Origin of the sequence: Paenibacillus silvestris (assembly GCF_009882985.1) — a bacterium.
Lineage (GTDB): Bacteria > Bacillota > Bacilli > Paenibacillales > NBRC-103111 > Paenibacillus_E > Paenibacillus_E silvestris.
In genome coordinates this window covers 558,743-582,867 of record NZ_WTUZ01000010.1, presented here as the reverse complement: position 1 = coordinate 582,867, position 24,125 = coordinate 558,743, and the positions used below count along the sequence as shown (strand labels likewise).

21 protein-coding genes are annotated in these 24,125 nt (G+C 48.3%); 17 read left to right on the top strand and 4 right to left on the bottom strand.

Annotated features, from left to right (window positions below; genetic code table 11):
• The first annotated feature begins 35 nt into the window (after nucleotides 1-35).
• A complete protein-coding gene (locus GQF01_RS06130; protein WP_161405938.1) occupies nucleotides 36-416 on the top strand; it encodes an Asp23/Gls24 family envelope stress response protein in 381 nt (126 codons plus the stop codon).
• 30 nt (nucleotides 417-446) lie between these two features.
• Here GQF01_RS06130 and ftsW read toward each other — a convergent pair whose 3' ends face one another.
• The gene (gene ftsW / locus GQF01_RS06125; protein WP_161405937.1) at nucleotides 447-1,595 is read right to left on the bottom strand and encodes a putative lipid II flippase FtsW; all 1,149 of its coding nucleotides are present in this window, start codon (nucleotides 1,593-1,595) and stop codon (nucleotides 447-449) included.
• A 13-nt stretch (nucleotides 1,596-1,608) separates the two neighbouring features.
• Nucleotides 1,609-1,956, bottom strand: coding sequence for a YugN family protein (locus GQF01_RS06120; RefSeq protein WP_161405936.1), 348 nt, complete (start codon nucleotides 1,954-1,956; stop codon nucleotides 1,609-1,611).
• Between the two features lie 204 nt (nucleotides 1,957-2,160).
• On the opposite strand from GQF01_RS06120, the gene GQF01_RS06115 reads away from it, so the two are divergent.
• The 7 genes from GQF01_RS06115 to GQF01_RS06085 all read left to right on the top strand — a co-directional run bounded on the left by GQF01_RS06115 (nucleotide 2,161) and on the right by GQF01_RS06085 (nucleotide 10,668).
• Nucleotides 2,161-3,330, top strand: coding sequence for a M20 family metallopeptidase (locus tag GQF01_RS06115; RefSeq protein WP_161405935.1), 1,170 nt, complete (start codon nucleotides 2,161-2,163; stop codon nucleotides 3,328-3,330).
• Between the two features lie 64 nt (nucleotides 3,331-3,394).
• Nucleotides 3,395-3,835: a CBS domain-containing protein gene (locus tag GQF01_RS06110; RefSeq protein ID WP_161405934.1), complete on the top strand. Its 441-nt coding sequence runs from the start codon at nucleotides 3,395-3,397 to the stop codon at nucleotides 3,833-3,835.
• Nucleotides 3,836-4,010: 175 nt separating this feature from the next.
• On the top strand, nucleotides 4,011-5,171 hold the full coding sequence (locus tag GQF01_RS06105) for a Gfo/Idh/MocA family protein (RefSeq protein WP_161405933.1): 1,161 nt from the start codon (nucleotides 4,011-4,013) through the stop codon (nucleotides 5,169-5,171).
• A 57-nt stretch (nucleotides 5,172-5,228) separates the two neighbouring features.
• Complete coding sequence (locus tag GQF01_RS06100) at nucleotides 5,229-6,302, top strand: Gfo/Idh/MocA family protein (RefSeq protein WP_161405932.1); 1,074 nt, start codon at nucleotides 5,229-5,231, stop codon at nucleotides 6,300-6,302.
• A 134-nt stretch (nucleotides 6,303-6,436) separates the two neighbouring features.
• Nucleotides 6,437-8,143: a DNA repair helicase XPB gene (locus tag GQF01_RS06095; protein WP_161405931.1), complete on the top strand. Its 1,707-nt coding sequence runs from the start codon at nucleotides 6,437-6,439 to the stop codon at nucleotides 8,141-8,143.
• Nucleotides 8,133-10,136: a helicase-associated domain-containing protein gene (locus GQF01_RS06090; RefSeq protein ID WP_161405930.1), complete on the top strand. Its 2,004-nt coding sequence runs from the start codon at nucleotides 8,133-8,135 to the stop codon at nucleotides 10,134-10,136. Before GQF01_RS06095 ends, GQF01_RS06090 begins: the two co-directional genes overlap by 11 nt.
• A 94-nt stretch (nucleotides 10,137-10,230) precedes the next feature.
• Nucleotides 10,231-10,668, top strand: coding sequence for a YlbF family regulator (locus GQF01_RS06085; protein WP_235959018.1), 438 nt, complete (start codon nucleotides 10,231-10,233; stop codon nucleotides 10,666-10,668).
• A gap of 6 nt (nucleotides 10,669-10,674) precedes the next feature.
• Here GQF01_RS06085 and GQF01_RS06080 read toward each other — a convergent pair whose 3' ends face one another.
• A complete protein-coding gene (locus tag GQF01_RS06080) occupies nucleotides 10,675-11,679 on the bottom strand; it encodes an asparaginase (RefSeq protein WP_161405928.1) in 1,005 nt (334 codons plus the stop codon).
• 47 nt (nucleotides 11,680-11,726) lie between these two features.
• On the opposite strand from GQF01_RS06080, the gene GQF01_RS06075 reads away from it, so the two are divergent.
• From GQF01_RS06075 to galU, 5 genes are all read left to right on the top strand, one after another.
• On the top strand, nucleotides 11,727-11,990 hold the full coding sequence (locus GQF01_RS06075) for a YlbG family protein (RefSeq protein ID WP_028558190.1): 264 nt from the start codon (nucleotides 11,727-11,729) through the stop codon (nucleotides 11,988-11,990).
• 211 nt (nucleotides 11,991-12,201) lie between these two features.
• A complete protein-coding gene (locus GQF01_RS06070; RefSeq protein ID WP_161405927.1) occupies nucleotides 12,202-12,639 on the top strand; it encodes a hypothetical protein in 438 nt (145 codons plus the stop codon).
• A gap of 112 nt (nucleotides 12,640-12,751) precedes the next feature.
• Entirely contained in the window at nucleotides 12,752-13,663 is a 912-nt protein-coding gene (locus GQF01_RS06065) for a selenium metabolism-associated LysR family transcriptional regulator (protein ID WP_161405926.1), read from the top strand.
• A 39-nt stretch (nucleotides 13,664-13,702) separates the two neighbouring features.
• Entirely contained in the window at nucleotides 13,703-14,557 is an 855-nt protein-coding gene (locus tag GQF01_RS06060) for a PHP domain-containing protein (RefSeq protein WP_202556093.1), read from the top strand.
• Complete coding sequence (gene galU, locus GQF01_RS06055) at nucleotides 14,557-15,438, top strand: UTP--glucose-1-phosphate uridylyltransferase GalU (RefSeq protein ID WP_161405925.1); 882 nt, start codon at nucleotides 14,557-14,559, stop codon at nucleotides 15,436-15,438. The genes GQF01_RS06060 and galU overlap by 1 nt, the downstream gene beginning before the upstream one ends.
• A 44-nt stretch (nucleotides 15,439-15,482) precedes the next feature.
• Here the strand turns inward: galU and GQF01_RS06050 are convergent, their stop codons facing one another.
• Complete coding sequence (locus GQF01_RS06050) at nucleotides 15,483-17,246, bottom strand: Rqc2 family fibronectin-binding protein (RefSeq protein ID WP_161405924.1); 1,764 nt, start codon at nucleotides 17,244-17,246, stop codon at nucleotides 15,483-15,485.
• Nucleotides 17,247-17,428: 182 nt separating this feature from the next.
• Here GQF01_RS06050 and GQF01_RS06045 point away from each other — a divergent pair, with 182 nt between their 5' ends.
• The 4 genes from GQF01_RS06045 (at nucleotide 17,429) to GQF01_RS06030 (ending at nucleotide 24,092) form a co-directional block, all read left to right on the top strand.
• On the top strand, nucleotides 17,429-20,221 hold the full coding sequence (locus tag GQF01_RS06045) for a calcium-translocating P-type ATPase, SERCA-type (protein WP_161405923.1): 2,793 nt from the start codon (nucleotides 17,429-17,431) through the stop codon (nucleotides 20,219-20,221).
• Nucleotides 20,222-20,373: 152 nt separating this feature from the next.
• Nucleotides 20,374-21,207, top strand: coding sequence for a diaminopimelate epimerase (gene dapF / locus GQF01_RS06040; protein WP_161405922.1), 834 nt, complete (start codon nucleotides 20,374-20,376; stop codon nucleotides 21,205-21,207).
• A gap of 96 nt (nucleotides 21,208-21,303) precedes the next feature.
• Nucleotides 21,304-23,178, top strand: a complete 1,875-nt coding sequence (locus GQF01_RS06035; protein WP_161406447.1) for a bifunctional homocysteine S-methyltransferase/methylenetetrahydrofolate reductase — start codon at nucleotides 21,304-21,306, stop codon at nucleotides 23,176-23,178.
• A 29-nt stretch (nucleotides 23,179-23,207) separates the two neighbouring features.
• Nucleotides 23,208-24,092: a YicC/YloC family endoribonuclease gene (locus GQF01_RS06030; RefSeq protein ID WP_161405921.1), complete on the top strand. Its 885-nt coding sequence runs from the start codon at nucleotides 23,208-23,210 to the stop codon at nucleotides 24,090-24,092.
• Nucleotides 24,093-24,125: the final 33 nt, after the last annotated feature.

Here is a 24,125-nt window from a genome sequence, read left to right as displayed (position 1 = left end):
CCATTCAAAGAACCCTATAATAGGAGTTGATCCATATGTCCGAAGACAATCAAACCGGTTTAATTCGTATTTCTGATGATGTAGTATCCACTATAGCAGGTCTTGCAGCTCTTGAAACAGCTGGCATAGCAGGAATGTCAGGTGGCATTTCAGAAGGCTTAGCTAAGCGCTTGAGCGGTAAAAACGTGCAACGAGGCGTATCAGTAGAGGTAGGTCAAGTGGAAGCGGCCATCGATTTACGCGTTATCGTCAATTACGGTTCCCGTATTCAGGATGTATGCAGGGATCTCCAAGAGAACGTTCGGGAAGCTGTCGAAAATATGACAGGCTTAAATGTGGTTGAAGTGAACGTTAAAGTAGAAGGCGTTGCTTTCAGAGAAGATGAAGCTCTAGACGATCCTAATCGTGTAAAATAGGAAAAAGACCCAATCGAAGTTTCCTATCGATTAGGGTCTTTTTTTGGTAGCAGGTTCTTCTTTGCGTGTTTGTTCCCGAGATATGCTGAGTATAATACCCATACTGATCAGTGAGACCATCATAGAAGATCCCCCTGCTGATATAAACGGAAGGGTTACCCCAGTTAGAGGGATGGTGCCTGTGACGCCTCCAATATTAACAAAGGCTTGAAAGCCGAACATCACCATGATACCGACACCCGCAAGCATGCCGAACATATCCGGACTGCGAACAGCAATAAGGATGCCCCGCCAAATGAAGAAAATGAAAACAAGTATGAATAAAGCACTTCCTATGAATCCTAATTCCTCACCGATAATGGCAAAAATAAAATCGTTATGAGCCTCAGGTAAATAGTGCAGTTTCTGAATGCCTTGTCCAAAACCAGCCCCGCGCAAGCCGCCATGTCCGAATGCGTACAAGGATTGGACAACTTGATGCCCAGAGCCCTGGGGGTCTGAAAAAGGGTCCAGAAACGAAGTCAAACGGTCAATTCGATAGTTAGTGCCCTTGGCGCCGCCTTTTAACATGTATAGGGCTACACCGATTGCACCAAGGGTCAGTAAGCTTGTCCCCAGCAAGAAGATATGCTTCAAATTTGAACCGCCAACCATAATCACAATCGCCGAGCAAATAAAAAGAATCATGCATGAACCAAAGTCCGGCTGGAGCATGATCAGAAAACAGACGAAGCCAACAACAATTAAGGCAGGGAGCAGTCCCTTTTTGAAATTGCGGAATTTTTCGTCCTTGTTGCTGATTAATGAAGCCAAATACAGGATGACAATCAACTTGGCGAACTCTGTTGGCTGAATGCCGAATTTACCAAGTGTGTACCAACTGCTGGCCCCGTTAGCACTGGTTGTGAAGATAACGAAGATCAAGGCAATCACGATCATGAAGAACGCAGGGATGACAAGCTTTTTGAGCTTCGTGTAATGGAGATTCATGCAAAAGAGCATGCCGATGGTTCCAATTCCAACTGCAATTAGCTGCTTTTTCGTGAATGCCCAGGGATCTCCGTAGTAGGCGCTTGTCATCGAGCTTGCGCTGAAAACCATGGCCAGACCGAAGCATACAAGCACAAAGGTTAATAGAAGCAGCAGAAAATCCGGCGTTCCTCTTCGAGGTGGATTCATGCTGTATCCTCGCCTAGTCCGCCAACGCTTGCTTCAGCTGATCCAATTTTTGTTTGGAAAGTTTGAGCACGGATTCAGGAATTGCTGAATCGTAGTCCAAGCCATGTGGGAATGTTTCTCTGCCTATGTATGCATCCTCTAGAAACAAAATCGCGTAAGGAGATTCCAGTTTGCCCGTTTCTACACGTGCATTGACGCGTAAGAAGTAGACGGAGTTGCTTGCTTTATCTTCCATTTTGAAATCATAAGTAGCACGAGTGTATTCCCACTGCCAGCGCACGAAACCAAGCTTCGTCGTTACTTCATCCAGGTGAGCCAAATCGCTTTTTAAGCCTTTTAGGCCAGTTGCTTCAATAATCACTTATAACGCCTCCATATTGTACGTATGCATTCTTTATTCATGATAGTATGTTTCTAATGGTTCTGCAAGTCGATAGCTTCGTCTAATTTCTAATATTTGATGGCACTTTGGAGATGAAACTAGAGCATTAATTTGGTAGAATAGGTTCAATCACCAAGGCAAATAGGAAATACCAAGATATAAGGACGAGCGGAGGATTTATCTATGATTGATTTTCAAGCGGACTTACAAGCCATTTATGAAGAAATGGTTGGCTGGAGGCGCTATCTGCATCAAAACCCTGAGCTCTCCTTCCATGAATACAAGACGGCTGATTTCGTAGCGACTCATCTTCGCAGTTGGAATATCGAAGTTCGCCAAGGTGTTGGCGGCAACGGAGTTGTCGGACTGCTTCGCGGCAGTGGAGACGGACCAACGGTTGCTCTGCGTGCTGATATGGATGCTCTGCCTATTCAAGATGAGAAAGACTGCTCGTACACGTCGCTTACCAAAGGGGTTATGCATGCTTGCGGGCATGATGCCCACACATCAACACTGCTCGGAATCGCGAAGGTAGCTAGTAAGCGCCGGGCTGAGCTGAAAGGAAATTTGGTTTTCTTGTTCCAGCATGCGGAGGAGATCACCCCTGGCGGCGCAGACTCCATGATCCAAGATGGAGCCCTGGAAGGTGTTGATGCTGTGTTTGGCGTGCATTTGTGGACACCATTCCCAGTAGGCAACGTTTACTCCAAAGCGGGTCCATTGATGGCAGCTCCCGACGAATTTACAATCCAGATTCAAGGTAAAGGCGGCCACGGTGGATTGCCTCATCAAACGATTGACAGCATCTACGTTGCCTCGCAATTAGTTGTGAATCTGCAATCGATTGTAAGCCGTCAAGTAGATCCGATCGAACCCTGTGTCGTAAGCATCGGTTCCTTTCACGGAGGGACGAGCTTCAATGTCATTGCAGAAACGAGTGCGTTAAGCGGGACTGTCAGGACCTTTAACGCGGAGCTTAGACTAGATGTCAAGCAGCGCATCGAACGGATCGTGCAGTCCACTTGCGAAATGTTCGGAGCTGCCTACGAAATTGATTACAAGCTGGGCTATCCTACGGTAGTTAATGATGCGAACGAGGCTAGTCGATTCTTTAAGGTAGGTACGGCCCTATTTGGGGCAGAAGCTACGCAGGAATCTCCACTTATTATGGCCGGAGAAGACTTCTCTTATTATTTGCACCATAGACCGGGTTGTTACATGTTTGTAGGCGCGGGCAATGTAGAAGCGGGCATTGTACATCCGCATCACCATCCTAAATTTGATATCGATGAGAAGTCTATGCTGAATGCAGCTGAATTGCTGCTAGGAATGGCTTTGGATTATATGGCATGAATGCCGTAGCCCCTTTGGAGAATGCTAATGTCTGCAAGATAACTCTAGGGGAGGGATCATTGATATGGCTGGTAAAACAGTTCGAGAGATTATGAGCAAAGATTGCGTGACAGTGACTTTGCAGGATAATGTATACGAAATTGCTTTGAAAATGAAACAGCACGATATCGGATTCGTTGCCGTTGTTGATGGTAGGAAGCTCATTGGTGCTGTTACCGACCGAGATTTGGTAGTTCGCGGATATGCGGAAAAGCATTCAGGTTCAACGGCCGTTGAGAAAGTGATAACGAAGGATATTGCAACGATAGATCCGAATACTTCAATTGAAGAAGCGGCTAAAATCATGGCCAAAAATCAAATTCGGCGTCTGCCGGTGGTTGAGAACGGTGAGCTCGTGGGCATCGTAGCCATCGGGGATTTGGCTGTACGCGGTAGTTTCGAAGATGAAGCTGGTCAAGCACTTGGTAAAATCTCTTCTGATAAAACGCCGGTTGGAGCTAGATAAAACGCATATTCTGAGTAATTAGGACCGGGAATCCGGTCCTTTTTGTTCGTTAAAATAGATTATCTGTCAAAGTTCGCAATAAGGTAGTCAATCTGCGACAAGATGCGGACTGCATAAGTATGCTACATTGATAACGTATTCAATTTCGAATCTGACAAGAAAAAGGTGATTACATATGGAAAAGGTTAGGATTGGTATTATCGGTCTGGGCAATATGGGAACTGGACATGCCAAATATTTGGTGAAGAACGAAGTAAAAGGCGCTGAGTTAACAGCTATATGTGAATTCAGAGCAGATCGTTTGGAATGGGCGAAAGAAAACCTAAGTCAGGACATCCAATTATTCGACAATCTTGATGCATTCCTGAACTCAGGCGTTATTGATAGCGTACTGATTGCGACGCCACACTATGATCATCCCGAAGTAGCGATAAAAGCTTTTAAAGCTGGACTTCACGTATTGTGTGAGAAACCGGCTGGCGTTTATACAAAACAAGTGCGTCAAATGAATGAGGCAGCTAAAGAGTCAGGCAAAGTATTCAGCATGATGTACAACCAACGTACGAATCCTTTATATAAAAAGCTAAAAGATCTCGTAGAATCTGGTGAACTCGGCGAAATCCGCAGAACAAACTGGATCATTACGAACTGGTATAGATCCCAAAGCTACTACGATTCAGGCGGCTGGCGCGCAACATGGGCTGGTGAAGGCGGCGGGGTTCTGATTAACCAAGATCCGCATCAGCTTGATTTGTGGCAGTGGACGATTGACATGATGCCGAAGCGTGTTCGCGCATTCTGTTACTTCGGGAAACACCGCAATATCGAGGTAGAAGATGATGTAACAGCATTCGTTGAGTACGAGAACGGCGCAACTGGGTTGTTCGTTACAACGACAGGAGAAGCTCCGGGAACGAACCGTTTTGAGATTTCCGGTGATCGCGGCAAAATTGTCATTGAAGATGGCAAGCTGACATTCTGGCGTTTACGCGTTTCCGAAAGAGAATTTAACGAAACGTTCAAAGGTGGGTTCGGCCAACCAGAATGCTGGAAAATCGACATCCCAATCGAAGGCAAAGAAACAAGTCACATGGGGATTACACAAAACTTCGTAGATGCAATTCTACATGGTACGCCACTTGTTGCTCCAGGGGAAGAAGGCATCAAAGGCTTAATGCTTTCCAATGCGATGTTGTTATCCACTTGGACAGACAACTGGGTTGACCTGCCGATTGACGAAGAGCTTTTCGAACAACATTTGCAAGACAAAATCAAGAATTCTACTGCTAACAAAGAAGCTGGATATAAGACGTTCGACGTTTCCGCTTCAAGATAAATCACACAAACCATTGACCCTGTCGAAACATGGGTAAGATCGTGGAGGAATTCGGATATGCAAAAAAGCGATGGAATGAATTATGCACCAAAAGGTAAGCCGAACATCGTCGTGCAAAAAGGGGAGTTCGTCTTCGCAGCTATTGCCTTAGATCATGGTCATATCTATGGGATGTGTAATGGTTTGCTGGAAGCTGGGGCAGAACTGAAGTGGGTCTATGACCAAGATCCTGCGAAAGTAGCAGCTTTCATTGCGAAATACCCACAAGCGAAAGCAGCTTCTTCGGAGCAAGAAATCTTCGATGATGCTGAAGTAAAGCTGATCGCTGCGGCTGCCGTTCCTTCGGAACGCGGGCCATTAGGTATTCGGGCGATGGAGAAAGGTAAAGACTACTTTACGGACAAAACGCCATTTACCTCGCTGGATCAGCTTGCCGCTGCCAAAGCAAAGGCAGAAGAGACTGGCCGTAAATATGCGGTTTACTTCAGTGAACGTCTGCACGTAGAAAGCGCTGTGTTTGCTGGACAATTGATTGAAGAAGGCGCTATCGGACGCGTTGTTCAAGTGATCGGTCTTGGGCCGCATCGACTGGGTGCTGCAGGCCGACCTGATTGGTTTTTCCAAAAAGATAAATATGGCGGTATTCTGTGTGATATCGGCTCTCATCAAATTGAACAATTTCTACATTATGCGGGATGTAAAGATGCTACCGTTGTAAGCAGTAAAGTGGCGAATTACCATGCGAAGGATTATCCTGAGCTGGAGGATTTCGGTGACGCTACACTCGTTGGAGATAACGGGGCGACGAACTATTTCCGTGTGGACTGGCTAACACCGAGCGGTCTTGGGACATGGGGCGACGGACGCACGCTGATTCTGGGAACAGAAGGATATATTGAGCTTCGCAAATATATTGACATCGCGCGTGATCCACAAGGAGATCAGTTGTATCTGGTCAATCAGCAAGGTGAGAAACACTACAGTCTTCATGGACAAGTAGGTTTTCCTTTCTTTGGCCAATTGATCCTTGATTGCATCAATCGGACGGAGACTGCGATGACGCAGGCTCATACGTTCAAAGCAGCAGAGCTCTGCTTGCTTGCACAAGAGAAAGCAATTCGCGTTGAATAGAAGTTATCAAACGGGTAGTCAGGCGATCGTCGCCGGGCTGCCCGTTTTGCTTGTTCGTCAATAAACGGATATGCCCAGGTAGGTTTAAATCCCTTCCTTTCTTTTCATACTAGAGAGAAAGGAGATGGCAACCAATGAAAGTAGATCCTACCCGTCCTCTGATCGTACAAAGCGACTTGTCTGTCTTATTGGAGACGCATCATCCTGAATTTGAGTCGGTTCGGGGGGTTCTCTCCCGTTTCGCGGATCTTATCAAAAGCCCGGAGCATCTGCATATGTATCGGATTACACCTTTATCTTTGTGGAATGCTACGGCTGCAGGTATGCCAATCGAACAAATGTCAGCTTGCCTGCAGCAGCATGCGAAATTCGGTGTTCCTTCTTCCGTGCTTAGCGGAATTCGTAAATACGCAAACCGATATGGCATTCTACGCATGGAAGACGTCGGTAACGAACTCTATCTCGTCAGTGATGATACGGTCGTGTTGAAAGAAATACGGGCGCACGATTCGCTGAAAAAATATTTAGAAGATACCCGCGGCGAGCGGGCTATTGCTATTTCTCCGGCTTATCGCGGCGTGTTAAAACAAGAATTGATCAAACTCGGTTATCCAGTTGAAGATTTGGCCGCCTACCGAAGCGGTGAATTTCTTCCTATTCAACTGCGCGATGAAGAAACAATCGAAGAGCCTTTCCAGCTGCGCGATTATCAAAAGAGTGCCGTTGATGCCTTTCATCGCATCGGAGAAGGGGGAAGCGGCGTTCTTGTGCTGCCTTGTGGGGCAGGCAAAACCGTGATTGGCATCGCCGCAATGGCAAGATGCAACTGCGCGACGTTGATTCTTACGTCGAATGTCACATCTGTCAAGCAGTGGAAGCGGGAAATTTTGAGCAAAACAGGGCTGAAAGAAGACCAGGTTGGCGAATATAACGGAACGACGAAGGATGTACGGCCAGTCACTATAGCAACGTATCAAATCCTAACACATCGTGGGAATAAGAAAGACGACTTCGCTCATATGCGATTGTTCAGCGAAAGAGAATGGGGATTAATCATTTATGATGAAGTGCATCTGCTGCCAGCTCCTGTCTTTCGGGCTACGGCGGACATTCAGGCGACCCGCAGACTCGGTTTGACCGCTACCCTAATCAGGGAAGATGGCCGAGAGGAAGATGTTTTCTCCCTAGTAGGGCCCAAGAAGTTTGATATGGCTTGGAAGGAACTTGAGTCGCAAGGCTGGATTGCTAAGGTTACATGCCAGGAAGTACGTGTTCATCTATCTGAAGGCGATCGCGATCTGTATGGAGCTTCTGGCGCCAGGCAGCAATTCCGGATTGCAGGCGAAAATACGGGTAAACAACAGGTGATAGATCACTTGCTGCGACTTCATGTCGATGAACCAACATTAATTATTGGCCAATATATTGATCAGTTAGAACAGATTTCATCTCACACTGGTGCCCCGATGATCAGCGGTTCTATGGCGTATGAACAGAGAGAGGAACTGTATGATCAATTTAAAAAGGGGCAGCTGCCGCTATTGATTGTCTCCAAGGTTGCTAATTTTGCTGTAGATTTGCCAGATGCCGCGGTAGCTATCCAGGTATCGGGCAGCTATGGTTCTCGGCAAGAGGAGGCCCAGCGGCTGGGGCGCATTCTTCGCCCGAAGAGCAGTGGTGCGAATGCAGCCGTATTTTATTCCATTATTAGTGAAGATACGAAAGAGCAGGATTTTGCCATGAAGCGTCAACTGTTTCTGGTCGAGCAAGGGTATGAATACCGCATTACACGTTGGAGTTCTGAGACGAAAGATCGAAAAGGAGAACAGCATGAGATATGAGCAAGTAGTAAGTCGAATGCCGGAGGCGCTGAAGCAGCTTATTTCTAGCCAAACTTGGTGTTCTTCTTACATCAAAGAAGGAGTTGCGTTGCCTGAACTGCTGACTAACCGAAACTATCTCCTAAGATTGCTCTCCCATCTGTCCGTAGATGAGAAAAATACGCTCCGCCTTATTCTTTCCGCGTTTGGCTGTGAATCGTTCACGAGCGCTGCGCTTGAGAAGCAAGCAGGCCTTCGGATGGCTGGCGCACAAGTAGCCATTGGCTTGGTAGGTCTTAGACGCGCAGGCGTTATTGCCGCTTTCCGCAAAGCCTGGGGAGAGCGGCTTTTTGTGCTGCCTGAGGACGCTTTTGACGCATGGCAGGGACTGCTTTTTCCTTCTGTAACGCTTGAGACTGATACGGATGAAGGTACGCTAGAGCCGCTGCCAGCAGGGGTTATCCAAACGAATGGTTCACAGCAGGAAGAAATAAGCGTACACCCGAGAGGTCTTGCTCAGCAGCTTTTTCATTTTATTGTGGCCTGTTCGCAGCAGCCCTCACTTCCGCTAACCAATAAAGGGACCTTACATAAAAAACAGATAGTGAAGCTCACCGAGCATCTTGCTCTTCCGAACGATCTGCTTCGTGCTGCGGGTATTACTTATGCGTTCAGGGATATTTACGATGATGGCGCAGTACTAATGCTAGAAATGGCTATACGCATGGGTTTCATTGCGGGGAATGGTGATCAGCTAGTCGTGTGCAAGGAGCCTTTCCTAGCTTGGTTGGATGGTCCCTATGAGAGGCAGCAGAGGACGCTCTATGGCGTTTGGAGTCAATTGCTGCTTCCTGCCCCCGTCTGGCTACAGCATGGCTTAGCGCTGATGGAGAGGGCAGAGAGGGGTGGGTGGGTTGAAGTAGGTGCCGTAGTGAGAGCGATTATGACATGCTGCGCGGAGAGCGGTCAGATGAAAGAGGCTGATTCTCTTACTCATGCCCTCCTTTCTGGCTGGATTGAGCCGCTGTCGAGCTTCCGTTTTGTCGAGCTTGCTGCAGGCAAAGAAGGCGGCATTTGGTTTCGATGGCTGATTTCACCGAAGAGCGAATGGGAAGATGAGGCTGTGGAAAAACCGTTGAAGACTCCTTCGTTTTATGTGCAGCCTGACTTTGAAATTCTGCTGCTTCCAGACGCATCGCTCCGTACAGAATGGGAGATCGCGGCGTTCGCCGATCTTAAGCAAACGGATCATGTCCGTACTTACCGTATGACAAAAGAAGGCTTTCATCGCGCCTGGGAAATGGGGCAAAGTAGTGAAGAGATCATCTCCATGCTGCAAGAGAATGCTTATTATGAAATTCCTGAGCCAGTAGCTGTGACCCTTCGTCAATGGGGTGAGCAGACTGGCAAAATTCATTTTGAAGAAGTAACACTGCTTCGCTGCCGTTCGAACGAAATCGCAGATGCCCTGCTCAGAAACGAGAAATGCCACCCTTTTCTTAAGAATCGTATCGGCGCCGTTGACTTCATCGTGCCCAAAGCGCATTTTGCTCAGCTTACTAAATGTTTAGAGAATATGGGATATAACCCTAAAAGCAGCCGCAAAGAGGCAAATAATCTTGGCATCAACGCAGAGAATGCACCAGGAAATCAGACGTCCGGTTTATGTTATTCCAGAGATTCGATTCAACTTTATGAAATGGATGCCGAGCTGCCGGAAAGAGATGGCTTGTACCCGGATATGGCGGATATCCCGTTAAGCTGGCTGCAAGATTTCCGTTTGTACCATGGTTCCACGCGCAAAGAAATGATTCGTAAGGCCATTGAATGGAAGAGCTGCTTGCAGCTGCGCAAAGAGGGGGAGAGCCGCTTCATAATCCCTCGAAATCTGCGGGAAGAACGCTCAGGCTGGATCTTGGAAGGTCTAGAAGAGCTACAAGAGATTGCATGGTCTGGTGAGGACTGGGAGGAAATGAAATTGATTTTGCCAGGAGTTAATGACGAGGGAGTATAGAGAAAAGGAAGAAACTCTTGAGGAACTGTGGTATAGTAGAAATGTCAGATACTCTTTAAGAGGAAGGAAGTTGAACATAGGTATGTTACAGACAATGGAAGCAGAAACGATCGATATGTCGGCCGTTCTTATGCAGGCCTATGACATGGGTGACATGATTAATTCCTCTGCTGAAGTGGCAGATTATTTATATTGGAAGAACGCTGTTGAGAACAGTGCGGAAGTGAAACAGCTTAAAGCCGTCTTTGCAAGAAAGAAAGATGCTTTCGAAGAGTGTGAGCGTTTCGGGCATTATCACCCGAGCTATCATGAAGCTTTGGCTGCTGTGAACGAGGTTCAGGACAAGTTGCATCAAGTCGAGGCTGTTCGCAGATTCAAAGAAGCGGAGGATCGATTGGACGATTTATTGTTCACCGTGTCCACGACGATCGCTCACGCCGTATCTGATTCTATCAAAGTTCCGAGCAATAACCCGCTCCCAACCGGCAAAGGATGTTCCTCCGGTGGAAGCTGCAGCGGTAATTGCGGTTAATCGATGCTACAACTGGAAATCGGGGCGGATAATTCCGACCTCGGTTCCTTGCCAGTTATGAACAGTAGGCGTGTGGAAAGCAGCAAGCTGACTGACTTCGGCTGCCGAAAGCAGATCTAACTGCTTCAGCGCTTCAATAACAGCTGGATATAGCGCTCGTTGATTACCGTCTTCAATTTTTAGCACCAGACCGAGCCCCTTATCAGGAACCGTTAGTGCGAAAATGCCCTCAGCACCCATTTTGCCGATGATTCGGCCCTGCGTGACTTCGATTAATTGCGTATCGAAGCGATCGCTGCCTGCTAGGTATTGAGGATATTTTCGCACCGCGGCGACAATTCTCTGGCAAGCGTTTGCACGGAGCTCGGGCAGCGCTTCCGGGCTTCCTAGCCTTGCGAAAGCAAGGGCGAGATGGTTGATTGGCATGCCGAATACCGGCACTCCGCAGCCATCGACTCCGAGCTCCATCTGCGATTTCGGGATGTCAGACATGGCGCATACCGCGTCCAGCATGAGCTGCTGCACAGGGTGCTGCAGGCTCATATAGGTATCCGGCGATGCGCCGAGATGCGCACAAAGCGCCAGCATGCCTGAATGCTTGCCCGAGCAGTTGTTATGCAGCGTGGTCGGCGCTTCTCCCCGCTCGCGCATCGCTTGTGCGGTCGGCGCGTGGTAGGGCTCATGAGCACCGCATTGCAGGTGCTCATGATGGAAACCGAGCTTGCCCAAGATACCTTGGGCAGCGTTCACGTGCTCAGCTTCCCCGTTGTGGGAAGCGCAGCACAAAGCAATTTCGGCATCTCCGAGGCCGAAATGTTCTGCCGCGCCGGATTCGATGACCGGCAGCGCTTGAATGAGCTTCGCCGTCGAACGGGCGAAGGTTAGGAGCTGCGGATCGCCTGCTGAGTGCAGCAGCGAGCCCTTGGTGTTAACAACCGCGAGATGAACGCGGTGAATACTTTCCGTTATGTTTCCGCGGTACACGCGGACAATGGTGTTAGAAGGCTTCATATAAGGGTATCACTCCATACTAGGATTATTGAAAAGAGGTTGCAATCATGATGATTGAGCGTAGCGGGTTAATCATTTGGGTTAACGATATCAAGGCCGCCAGAAACTTAGAAAGATTCGGTTCGCTTCATTACATATCCAAAAAAATGAATTATGCCGTTCTTTATATACATGCAAGCAAAGTTGAAGAGACGACACGCAGCTTGCTTAAGCTGCCCTACGTCAAAAAAGTAGAAAAGTCTTATCGCAACGAAATCAAAACCGAATACAGTAGTGATGTGCCGGACAAAACTAGATTTTACACCCTTTGAGGCTGTAGTGCAAAACGAAAGCTTCGGAAGAAGCTTTTTTTATTTTTTGAATTTTTAGATAATAAGCATTTTTTCAGGAATTCACAAATATTTATTAATAATTTTATATATTCTTACATGGGAAAAGAAGTTATAATCAAGTAAACTATAACTTACATACATTCATGGAATAGGTACGCGGACTCATTTTTGTAGGAAAGGGGGTGTGATCATGAAAGACAAAGTAATGGGGAGATGGAGTACTTATGAACCATTCTTCGTGCAGCTGGGTGACAAGAAAGTGGCGGATGTCGTGATCACGAATCATGCGAAGCTGAGATGGAGCGATCGTGTTTCTAGCGAAAACAACTCACTGGAGGAAATCTGTGCTTTTCTATGGGAAAAGCTTAAAAATGATAACATCGTCCCTTATTATCGAAATGAAGAAGATGTTTATTTGATTGATGATGACCTAGTCGTTGTTGCAGAGTTTTCTCACCTGGAGAATGAAACGGATCTAGTGGGCAATCCGCTGCATAAGATGATCATCGTCACCTTCCTCGGAAGAATGTCCGAAACCATGGAGCTCCGCGATTTGAAATCATATTATTCTTGGCTTAGGCATTCACGGCGCATGACGTTGATCAAGAACAGCCGCAAGCGCCGATAACTGGCTAATAGCTGGATCTAGAGCGTGTCCATCGTGGCATGCTCTTTTTTATGTCTGAATGGACTGTGCGCGCGCAATTTCATATAATGGTAGCAAAGAGAGGCGGGTTTTCATGGCACTTAATTTTCATCAACTTCACATTTTTTATACCGTTGCGGAAAAAGGAAGTTTTTCACATGCCGCCGGAGCGCTTCATATGACCCAACCTGCCGTTACGATGCAGGTTCAATCGCTTGAGGATTATTTCGGCGTGAAGTTATTTCACCGCAGCACCAAGAAAATTGAACTTTCTGAAGCGGGAAGAGCTCTGATGCCATTTGCTAAGAATAGTATTGAGCTGATCCGGGAAACGGACGTTGCGATGTCCAAGTTTACCAAAATGATTGAAGGCCGGCTGCAACTTGGCGCGAGTTTGACGATGGGTGAGTACATCTTACCTCGTCTCCTGGGCCCATTCAGTAAAGATTACCCGAACATCTCCGTTTCCATGAAGGTTATGAATACGACACAGATCCTAGATGAGGTTCTTGGGCATCAGCTGAATTTCGGGCTTGTCGAGGCGCCGATTCATCATCCGGATGTTCATACGGAAGCGATTCTAAGCGATGAGCTTAAGCTCATTGTGCCAGCAGACCATCCCTTAGCAGACATGGAACTCGTTACACTCGAAGAAATGTTGAAATATCCATTTGTGCTTCGTGAGCAGGGTTCCGGGACTAGACGAGTAATGGAAGAGGAATTCGCCCGCTGCAATATGGATTGTTCCACGATGAAGATTGTCATGGAGCTAGGCAGTACGGGCGCTATCAAATCAGCCGTTGAAGCCGGGCTTGGTATATCCATCCTCTCGCAGTCTTCGGTTAAGCATGAAGTGACCCTAGGGCTGTTTAAAGTGAAGACGATTGAAAATATCAGGTTTGAACGCAGCTTCTATGCGATCTACTTAAATTCCACACTGCTTCCTATATCCGCAGTAAGTTTTATGACCTTTTTACGGCAGGAAGAATTGAGCCGTTTTCTGTAAAATGACGGTGAAGGAAAAGGGAATAAAGGAGGGACAGAAATGACAGTGAAAATGGAAGCGGATTTACATACGCATACTACGGCTTCGGACGGGACACAGCGCCCTGCTGCTAATGTGCAAATGGCCCATGAAGCTGGACTGGCGGCAATTGCCATCACGGATCATGATACCGTTTCTGGGGTGGATGAGGCGCTTGCAGAGGGGGCGAAACTCGGCATTGAAGTCGTGCCAGGGGTCGAGATCTCAACCGTTCAGGGTGGTCAAGACATTCATGTGCTGGGGTACTATATTCAGATCGATGATGCTCAGTTTCTCACAAGATTGGCATCATTGCGCGATACCCGCAATACGCGCAATGACATGATTATTGAGCGCTTGCAGCAGTTAGGCTTGGACATTACGATGGATGACGTGCTCAAAGAAGTAGCGAATATTAAGCGCAAAGGGGATACCGTGGGAAGACCTCATATTGCTGCTGTGCTGCTGAACAAGGGTTATGTTTCCTCTATAAGTGAAGCTTTTGACAAGTATTTGGCTACAGGTGCTGCCGCATATGCCAATCCGCCACGGATCACACCAGAAACGGCTATTGCGTGGATTCACGAAGCAGGTGGCAAGGCCGTTCTTGCTCATCCAGGCATATACCATGATGATGCACTCGTTGAGGCTATTACGCAGCAAGGATTAGACGGCATTGAGGTATACCATTCCGACCACACGCCGGAAGATGAAGCGAGATATCTTGCACTTGCCCAGCGCACAGGACTTCTCATCACTGCAGGCTCAGATTTCCACGGCGAACGGGGCGGCGTCGTATTTCATGCGCCTATCGGCTCCAAGCGAATTGGGATTGAAGTTTTGCAAAGCCTACAAACCGAGAAGGAGCAGCGTTAATGCAAAAGATTCGCAAAGCCATCATTCCTGCGGCTGGTTTAGGGACACGATTCCTGCCAGCCACGAAAGCGCAGCCGAAAGAAATGCTGCCCATTGTGGACAAGCCTGCCATTCAATACATCGTGGAAGAAGCCATTGAGTCTGGGATTGAGGATATCATCATTGTAACTGGCCGCAACAAACGTGCGATTGAAGATCATTTTGATAAATCTGTTGAACTCGAAATGATGCTCGAAGAAAAGGGCAGTACACAATTGTTGGACATTGTACAGTCTGTCTCTAATCTAGCAAATGTCCATTATATTAGGCAAAAGCAGCCCTTAGGTCTCGGTCATGCCATCTATTGCGCGCGTAAATTTATTGGGGATGAGCCGTTTGCCGTACTTTTAGGCGATGACATCCTGCAATCTTCTACACCTGGACTCAAACAAATGATAGAGATATATGAACAGACAGAAACATCCGTTATCGCTGTACAAGAAGTGCCTTGGGAAGATGTAAGTAAATATGGGATCGTATCCCCTGCTACGAACTATGGCAGCTATCGTATGATTGAAGATTTGGTCGAGAAGCCTGACCGTGACCAAGCGCCTTCGAATTTAGCGGTAATCGGCCGTTACCTCATCATGCCGGAAATATTCGGCATCTTGGAACGCCAGGAGCCAGGCCGCGGAGGAGAAATTCAATTGACGGATGCTCTCCGTGTCCTGAATAGAGTGCAGCAAATGTCCGCTTATTTGATGCAGGCGAACCGTTACGACGTTGGTGACAAATTCGGATATATTGAAGCGACTATCGAACTTGCCCTCCAGCGGCCAGATTTGCAGAATCAAATGAAAGCATATCTCCTCAATCTGGCTAGAAAGCTAGAAGCGGAGTAAAACAAAAAGAACCTAGTGCAGGAAGGCTGCGCTAGGTTCTTTTTCTATTTAATAGAGAGTTTCATTTGCTTGATGTCCTGTTCATCTGGTGTCACGAACAGCGTTTTCTGATTCACATAGATCACGAATCCAGGTTTGGAACCATTCGGTTTATGGACATGTTTGATCGTTGTATAGTCAACAGGAACTTGACTGGAATGCTTGGCTTGGCTGAAATAAGCGGCTAATTGGGCAGCCTCTCGCAGCGTTGTCTCGGAATAGCTGTCGCTCCGGATGACGACATGAGAGCCAGGAATGTCCTTCGTATGCAGCCAGGTATCCGATGAAGAAGCAAGCCGATTTGTTAAGAACTCGTTTTGCGTATTGTTTTTGCCCACATATATCGGAATTTGCTCACTCGACATATAGCACGCCAAAGCAGGTTTATCTTTTTTCTTCTTTTTGCGCTGCTTCTTGTTACGGTCGCGTATATAACCTTGTTCCATGAGTTCATCGCGGATTTCTTCGATATCCGTCATAGAAGCTACGCCTAGCTGCTGCAGTAAGGAGTTCAAATACGTAATTTCCTGATGCGTTTGTTCGATTTGTTCTTCGACAATTGCGGTACTGTTTTTCATTTTTGTGTATTTTTTAAAATAGCGCTGCGCATTTTCAGACGGGTTCAACAAGGGATCCAATGGAATTGTGATCAGAGCCTGATCTTCATCATAGTAATTGATTGTCTCAAGCTCGCGATCCCCTTTGTTCACGGCATGCAGGGAAGCTGTCAACAGCTCACCAAGTATCCGAAATTTGTCGGCATCTTTGGAATCGTCAACAGTCTCTTGCAGTTTTTCTACTTTTTTAACATTTTTATTGCGTTCATTCTGTAAAAAACGGAGCAAATCCGCTACGCGCTGTTTGACGGTATCTCTTTCGGCTTTGTCTCCATAGAACAACTCCAAGCATGCACTAGGCGACCGGAACGTCTTGGACGTGCCTTCAATGTGCGTGAGCGGTGTCATGGCGAAGAACAATTTGCCGGTACTTGTCTGCTCGGTAATGACAGGTTCGTAGCGGTGCTCTCGCACTGCTGTCATAATACCGTCAAAAGAGTGCCATAAATCGCTGATATCGAACATTTGTTCGTTGTCACCATTTTTGTGACTGCGATATACAATCTCTTTGGCAATTAATGGGCTCAACCCGCTGAATGCAGCGACTAGCCTTTGCTCGGGTTTATCCGAATTCGAGGACTCGTCTCCAGACATTGGAGCCATCGTATCAAGGAAGGTAGCCTTATCCACGTTAAGTGGGTTTTGCTTATCCTGCGCTGGCGGCGTGACATACTTGCTTCCTGGCATCACAACTCGGTAGGAGGAGATGGCAGGGGTTACGTGATGAATGCCGTCCACAATGGTGTCAGTTGCCGGATCTAATAGAATGATATTGCTATGCCGTCCCATAATCTCCACAAGGATCTGTTTGGTGCTCATATCGCCTAATTCATCTCGGTGGCGGATTTGAAACCGGACGACACGTTCCATACCCATTTGTTCCACGGCTTCAATAACCCCGTTCTCACAGTGCTTGCGAAGGAGCATGCAGAACATCGGAGCATCCATCGGATTTAACGATGTTTGCTCGGTGAGCTGGACCCGTGGGAAGGTGGGGTTCGCTGAAAGAAGAAGCTTGAGATTTTGCCCTTGTGCCCGGATTTGCAGGATAACGTCATTCTCGCTGGGCTGGTGAATTTTATTAATGCGGCCTCCAACACACGATTGTAATTCATGAACAATCGCGTGCAGGACTAGTCCGTCTAAAGCCATGATACATACAACTCCATTCTAGGTGAAAACTTTGCTAATCTCTATGATGCCATACTTTTCACAAAAACTTAAGTCTTAGCCACCGGGAAAGATGATTTCAGGGATATTTTCCGGCTTGTCTGAATACATTTACGTATGAGTGAGAGGCAAGATCAAGTGGGAAGTGGGAGGGAGAAGGGCGAATGAGTCAGAATAAGTGGTACCAGTTGACATCGGAAGAAGTCCTGCAGCTACAGCAGGTGGACACGCAGCAAGGGTTGCCCTGGGAAGAAGCCTGGAAGCGGCAGGGAGAAGCAGGTCGCAATGAGCTGACTGAAGGGCATCGCGTCTCTCCGATTACGCTGCTATTGAATCAATTCAAAGATTTCATGGTGCTGGTGTTATTAGGGGCGACTCTGATCTCTGGCTTGCTGGGCGAATATTTAGATGCGATCACGATCGTTGTTATCATTGTCATGAACGGTATCCTTGGCTTTACCCAAGAATTCCGCGCCGAACGTTCGCTGCGCGCACTTAAAGAACTATCAGCACCGAATGCGAACGTGTGGAGAGAAGGCGCCATTCATCAAATACCAGCTCGTGATTTGGTGCCTGGCGATATTATTTTGCTTGAAAGCGGGGACCGGGTTCCAGCAGATGTTCGTTTCCTGGAAACGAATGGCGTTTATATTGAGGAATCAGCACTAACAGGCGAGTCGGTGGCCGTCAGTAAGCAAACAGCAGCTATTGCGCATGATGAAGTACCGCTTGGGGATCAGCGCAATCTAGGGTTTATGGGGACGATGGTTTCAAGAGGCACGGCGAAAGCCATTGTCGTTCGAATTGGAATGAATACGGAAATGGGTAAAATCGCAGATTTGATTCAAAATACGGAATCCATGGAAACACCGCTTCAGCACCGCCTAGAACAGCTTGGTAAGATACTGATTATTGTAGCAATCGCGCTAACTGTTCTCGTCGTCGTGGCCGGTATTATGCATGGACAACAACCTTATGCCATGTTCTTGGCAGGAGTGAGTTTGGCCGTTGCCGCAATCCCGGAAGGCTTGCCTGCTATTGTGACTATTGCTTTGGCACTTGGCGTGCAGCGAATGATTAAACGCAAAGCGATTGTAAGAAAGCTGCCTTCTGTTGAAACATTAGGATGCGCTTCAGTGATCTGCTCCGATAAAACAGGAACACTCACACAGAACAAAATGACCGTTACACACTTATGGGTTGGCGGTGATGTGCTGGAAGTGACGGGTGACGGCTATACACCGGTAGGGGACATTCAAATTGGCGGGCAAAGCGCAGATCTGCTCAAAAATCCTTCCTTAAGCAGGCTGCTCCATGTGTCCGTGCTATGTAATAACGCAACCTTATATGAGGAAAAACAGGAATTGAAACGGAAGAAAGGCAAGGATACCAAAGAGAACGTCGTCTCTGTCTGGAATATCAAAGGGGATCCGACCGAAGGAGCGCTAGTTGTTTTGAGCGCGAAAAGCGGTATCACGCAAGAATCGCTTAGTGATAAATATAAGCGGATCGCTGAATTCCCTTTTGACTCTGAGCGTAAACGGATGTCAGTTCTTGTGACTTCGGAAAATGGGCGCATGGCTTGCACCAAGGGAGCTCCTGACGTTCTGCTCCAGCACTGCAGCTACATTCTATGGGATGGCAAAGTCATTCCATTCACGTCTACGCTTAAGCAAAAAGTAATGGCGGCCAATGAAGGCATGGCAAGATCCGCCCTACGGGTGCTTGGCATCGCCTATAAGGAGTTAAAAAGCACGGATCGCTACGACGATTATGAAACGGTGGAAACGGGCTTGATCTTCATCGGGCTCACAGGCATGATTGATCCACCTCGTAAAGAAGTGCGCGAAGCCATCTCCAAATGCCGCAAAGCAGGCATTAAAACGGTTATGATTACCGGCGATCATCAGACGACGGCAGAGGCAATTGCCAAACAGCTCGGCATGATTCAGGGCAGTAGCGTTAGCTTGAGCGGGCAGCAGCTTGCCTCCATGTCGGACGAGGACCTGGAAGCCAGGGTTAATGATACTTACGTATATGCAAGGGTATCCCCTGAGCATAAGCTGCGTATCGTCAAAGCCTTGCAGCGGAAAGGACATGTTGTCGCTATGACAGGTGACGGGGTCAATGATGCTCCGGCGATTAAAGCAGCGGATATCGGAATCGCGATGGGGATTACGGGGACGGACGTTTCGAAGGAAGCTTCTTCCTTGATTCTCAGCGATGATAATTTCTCCACGATTGTCGCAGCGATTGAAGAAGGACGGGGGATTTACGAAAACATCCGCAAATTCATCCGATATTTGCTGGCATCCAATGTCGGCGAAATCATGACGATGTTTATCGCGATGATGGCAGGTTTGCCTTTACCTCTGGTACCGATCCAAATTCTCTGGGTGAATCTAGTGACGGACGGGCTCCCGGCGATGGCACTTGGTGTTGACCAAGCCGAGAAGGATTTGATGCAGCATAAGCCACGCTCGTCCAAGGAGAACATCTTCGCCAGACGGCTCGGCTGGAAAATCATCTCCCGCGGAATTCTCATCGGCGTTTGTACCTTGGCGGCCTTCTGGCTCGTGCTGCGGGTGGATCCTTCTGATGCCGCAACCTTATTGAAAGCGCAAAGCGTCGCATTCGCTACGCTGGTAATGGCTCAGCTGATCCATGTGTTCGATTGCCGCAGTTCTCGCTCCATTTTTCACCGCAATCCATTGCAAAATCGGTACCTTGTTCTTGCGGTATTATCCTCGCTTATCTTGATGCTCGCAGTTATGTATGTGGATACGCTTCAACCGATTTTCAAAACGGTTCCTCTCGGCTGGAAGGATTGGATTCTTGTGCTGATCGCCGCTGGTATTCCGACCTTTCTCATGGGGCTGGGCAGCGTACTTTCACCGAAGCGTACCAAAGGTTCTCGTCCCGCTTCTTATACGTCATCCAAGGCAAGTTTCAGATAAGTTTAGATGTGAGGCTGTCTCTAGGGTCTTTAAGACCTCTGGGATGGCCTTTTTCCTATTTAACGGAACTAAAAACAGGAGAAAGGGCTATGCATTCAATCATTTTTGCGCTATGATATTGGCTAAAACACACATTTGGAGTGCTGATTACAATGAAATTCACGAAATTGCATGGTTTAGGCAACGATTTTATTGTCATAGCTGGTGAAAAAGAACTTCCTGCCGATGTGGATCAGCTTGCGATCCGGTTGTGCAATCGCTTCTTTGGGATTGGCGCTGACGGCTTAGTATATATTCTTCCTTCTGAGAAGGCAGATTTCAAAATGCGCATTATTAACTCCGACGGATCTGAAGCTGAGCAATGCGGCAATGCGATTCGTTGCGTGTCTAAATATGTTTACGATCACAAGCTCACTAATTCAACAGAGATTACTGTTGAAACTTTGGGAGCGGGCGTTCAAAAGGTCCAACTGAATGTGCAAGAGGGGAAAGTTGCGACGGTCCGAGTGGACATGGGGCAGCCGATTTTGCAAGGACTCGAGGTTCCTACGACGGTAGATGAGGCCAAAGTCATCAATCATCCGATTGAAGTGGACGGCAGAGAATTCCGGTTTACAGCTGTTTCGATGGGGAATCCGCACTGTGTCATTTATGTGGATGATGCGGTTAATTTCGACCTTGCCGTATGGGGGCCGAAGCTGGAAGTACACCCGATGTTCCCGCGTAAAATTAATGTGGAATTCGCTACGGTGAAGAATCGCGCGTTCACGGATATGCGTGTCTGGGAACGGGGGGCAGGTCCTACGCTTGCTTGCGGAACCGGTGCTTGTGCAACGCTGGTTTCTTCCGTTCTTAATGGGCTTACTGACCGTCAGGCTACGGTTTCGCTGAAAGGCGGCGATCTGTTCATCGAATGGAACGAAGAGGATAATCACGTTTATATGACGGGACCTGCTGAAGAAGTGTACCAGGGGACGCTGGACTAGCACGGTATTAGAATTATTGATTAAGGTTTGTCTTAATATCTCCCATCATTTGTGATACAGTATAACTACATTTTTTTAGTAAGCGGGGAGATTATGATGAAACTGGATCTTCGATCGACACTGCAGCAGGACATTTTGACTGGTGACGGCGCGATGGGGACTTATTTATATCAGATGGGATTTCCGGTAGGCATTTCTTATGAAGAGCTGAATCTACTCAGACCGGAAACGGTCGCTGAAGTGCACCGCCGCTATTTTGAGGCAGGTGCTCGACTTATTGAAACGAATACGTTTTCGGCTAACCGTGAAAAATTATCTAAGTATGGGTTAGAAGGAGATGTTGAAGCGATCAACCGTGCAGGGGTAGAGCTTGCTCGGAGGGTTGTCGGAAATGAAGCTTATGTTGTTGGGGCGATAGGTTCGATCCGTGCGGGCAAACGCAAAAATGTTCGCACCGCCGATGTCGAAGAATCGCTGCATGAGCAGATCTCCATTCTGCTGGATTCATCGGTTGACGGGCTCATGCTCGAAACCTTTTATGACTTGGAAGAGCTTCAGCTCGCGCTGCGCATCATCCGCAGCATGAGCGATCTGCCCGTGATTTGCCAGTTCGCGAATGAAGGAACTGGGAGCACGCAGGACGGAGTTCCGCTGCAGGAGGCGTTTCTGCGTCTGCGTGACGAAGGTGCTGACGTCATCGGCTTCAATTGCCGCGTCGGCCCGAACGGGATTCTCCGCTCGATGGAGAAACTGACCCCGCTGGCCGGCGTGCCGTTCTCCGCGTTCCCGAACGCGGGACTGCCCGACTATGTCGACGGGCAGTACACGTATGCGGCGACGCCCCAGTACTTCGCCGAAAGCGCGCTGCGCTTCGCGGACCTCGGCGCGCGCATCATCGGCGGGTGCTGCGGCACCACGCCGGAGCATATCGCCGCAGTCGCGAAGGCGCTGCAGGACTACGTGCCGGCAGCGCCGGGCACGGCAGGTCCTGCGCGCGCTGTGCGCGTGCTAGAACCAGCGCCGGCGAAGCCTGCGCCGCCGGCTGGCAAACCTTCGCTGCTGGAGATCGTGAAGCAGCGAAAAACCGTCATTGTCGAGCTGGATCCCCCGCGGGATCTCGACATCGACAAATTTATGCAGGGCTCGAAGGCCCTGCAGGATGCGAACGTCGACGCCATTACGATGGCCGACAATTCACTCGCGGTGACGCGGATGAGCAACCTGGCACTCGGCCACCTCGTGCAGGATAAGCTTGGCGCGCGTCCGCTGATTCATATCGCGTGCCGCGACCGCAACATGATTGGGACGCAGTCCCATCTCATGGGGCTTCACGCGCTGGGCATCGACCATGTGCTGGCCGTGACCGGCGATCCCGCCAAATTCGGCGATCTCCCTGGGTCCAGCTCCGTTTACGACCTAACATCCTTCGAGATTATCCGGATGATTAAACAGCTGAACGAAGGGATTGCGTTCTCCGGCAAACCGCTGAAGCAGAAGGCGAACTTCGTGGTGGGGGCTGCTTTTAATCCGAATGTCAAGCATTTGGACAAGGCCGTTCAGCGTTTGGAACGCAAGATTGAAGCTGGCGCCGATTACATTATGACGCAGCCCGTGTACGACGCTAAGCTGATTGAACAAATCTATGAAGCGACCAAGCATCTGAACATTCCGGTCTTCATCGGGATTGCACCGCTCGCGAGCGGAGGGAACGCGGAGTATTTGCATAATGAAGTGCCAGGCATCCGATTGTCGGATGAAGTTAGAGCGCGCATGAGTGGACTGAAGGGTCCAGAGGGCCGTGCGATGGGCGTGGAGATTGCCAAAGAGCTGCTGGATGCAGCTATGCCTTACTTCAATGGCATCTATCTGATGACCCCATTTCTAGCGTACGAGATGTGTGTTGACCTGACAAAGTATGTGTGGGAAAAGTCGAATCGTCATGATTTCCACTTGTACCCACTTTCAAAATGAATTAAAATAGGGTAATGGATGTGATTAGGATGATTTGCAGTATGACCGGATTCGGACAAGCGAATCGTTCTTTTGCGGGATACAATGTGTTTATCGATGTGAAATCGGTCAATCATAGGTATAGTGAAGTGTCGATTCGAATGCCGAAGGAATGGGCGGTCTTTGAAGACGCTTTGAAGAAAACGGTGCTGCAAGCTGTGAGGAGAGGGCGCGTTGACGTCTTCGTTACAGCGGAACGTGAAGCGGCTTCCACCAAGAGCGTCACGGTTGACTTCGCTTTGGCAGATGCGTATTTGCAGGCTGCAGAGGAGTTGAAGGGGCGTTATGGATACGCCGAACAGGTCGGTCTCAAAGATTTATTAAGACTACCTGATCTCATTCAGATGAAAGAGCTTCGTAAGGAGCCAGATGAAGAGATCGAACAGGAATTGTGCGCCTGCTTGCAGGAGGCCGTTGCCAAATTATCCGATATGCGGATGCGAGAAGGAGCATTTCTGGAACAGGACATTCGTGAGCGTCTGGTTGAGCTGAAACGGATCCATGCGGAACTGGAAGCTTTAGCGCCTGGAGTCGTGCAAGATTATGCGGCTAAGCTTACGAATAGAATTCAGGCTCTTCTGCAGGATCAGACGCCTGTGGATGAACAGAGGCTGGCGACAGAAATTGCGATTTTCGCAGACCGATCTAACGTAGATGAGGAATTGACTCGTCTGAAGAGTCATTTTGGGCAATGTGATCAATTGCTTTCAGAGAAAGAGCCTGTCGGACGAAAGCTAGACTTCTTGATTCAAGAAATGAACCGGGAAGTGAACACGATCGGATCTAAGTCGAATCACTCGGAGCCTACGGCTAGAGTCATTGCGATGAAGGCAGAGCTTGAAAAGATGCGCGAGCAAATACAGAATATCGAGTGAAGCGGCATGAAGCTTCGCGAGGAGGAAGCCCTA

Coding starts and splice junctions, on each gene's coding strand:
- GQF01_RS06130 (WP_161405938.1), top strand. CDS start 36: ATGTCCGAAGACAATCAAACCGGTTTAATTCGTATTTCTGATGATGTA.
- ftsW (WP_161405937.1), bottom strand. CDS start 1,595: ATGAATCCACCTCGAAGAGGAACGCCGGATTTTCTGCTGCTTCTATTA.
- GQF01_RS06115 (WP_161405935.1), top strand. CDS start 2,161: ATGATTGATTTTCAAGCGGACTTACAAGCCATTTATGAAGAAATGGTT.
- GQF01_RS06110 (WP_161405934.1), top strand. CDS start 3,395: ATGGCTGGTAAAACAGTTCGAGAGATTATGAGCAAAGATTGCGTGACA.
- GQF01_RS06105 (WP_161405933.1), top strand. CDS start 4,011: ATGGAAAAGGTTAGGATTGGTATTATCGGTCTGGGCAATATGGGAACT.
- GQF01_RS06100 (WP_161405932.1), top strand. CDS start 5,229: ATGCAAAAAAGCGATGGAATGAATTATGCACCAAAAGGTAAGCCGAAC.
- GQF01_RS06095 (WP_161405931.1), top strand. CDS start 6,437: ATGAAAGTAGATCCTACCCGTCCTCTGATCGTACAAAGCGACTTGTCT.
- GQF01_RS06090 (WP_161405930.1), top strand. CDS start 8,133: ATGAGATATGAGCAAGTAGTAAGTCGAATGCCGGAGGCGCTGAAGCAG.
- GQF01_RS06085 (WP_235959018.1), top strand. CDS start 10,231: ATGGAAGCAGAAACGATCGATATGTCGGCCGTTCTTATGCAGGCCTAT.
- GQF01_RS06080 (WP_161405928.1), bottom strand. CDS start 11,679: ATGAAGCCTTCTAACACCATTGTCCGCGTGTACCGCGGAAACATAACG.
- GQF01_RS06075 (WP_028558190.1), top strand. CDS start 11,727: ATGATGATTGAGCGTAGCGGGTTAATCATTTGGGTTAACGATATCAAG.
- GQF01_RS06070 (WP_161405927.1), top strand. CDS start 12,202: ATGAAAGACAAAGTAATGGGGAGATGGAGTACTTATGAACCATTCTTC.
- GQF01_RS06065 (WP_161405926.1), top strand. CDS start 12,752: ATGGCACTTAATTTTCATCAACTTCACATTTTTTATACCGTTGCGGAA.
- GQF01_RS06060 (WP_202556093.1), top strand. CDS start 13,703: ATGACAGTGAAAATGGAAGCGGATTTACATACGCATACTACGGCTTCG.
- galU (WP_161405925.1), top strand. CDS start 14,557: ATGCAAAAGATTCGCAAAGCCATCATTCCTGCGGCTGGTTTAGGGACA.
- GQF01_RS06050 (WP_161405924.1), bottom strand. CDS start 17,246: ATGGCTTTAGACGGACTAGTCCTGCACGCGATTGTTCATGAATTACAA.
- GQF01_RS06045 (WP_161405923.1), top strand. CDS start 17,429: ATGAGTCAGAATAAGTGGTACCAGTTGACATCGGAAGAAGTCCTGCAG.
- dapF (WP_161405922.1), top strand. CDS start 20,374: ATGAAATTCACGAAATTGCATGGTTTAGGCAACGATTTTATTGTCATA.
- GQF01_RS06035 (WP_161406447.1), top strand. CDS start 21,304: ATGAAACTGGATCTTCGATCGACACTGCAGCAGGACATTTTGACTGGT.
- GQF01_RS06030 (WP_161405921.1), top strand. CDS start 23,208: ATGATTTGCAGTATGACCGGATTCGGACAAGCGAATCGTTCTTTTGCG.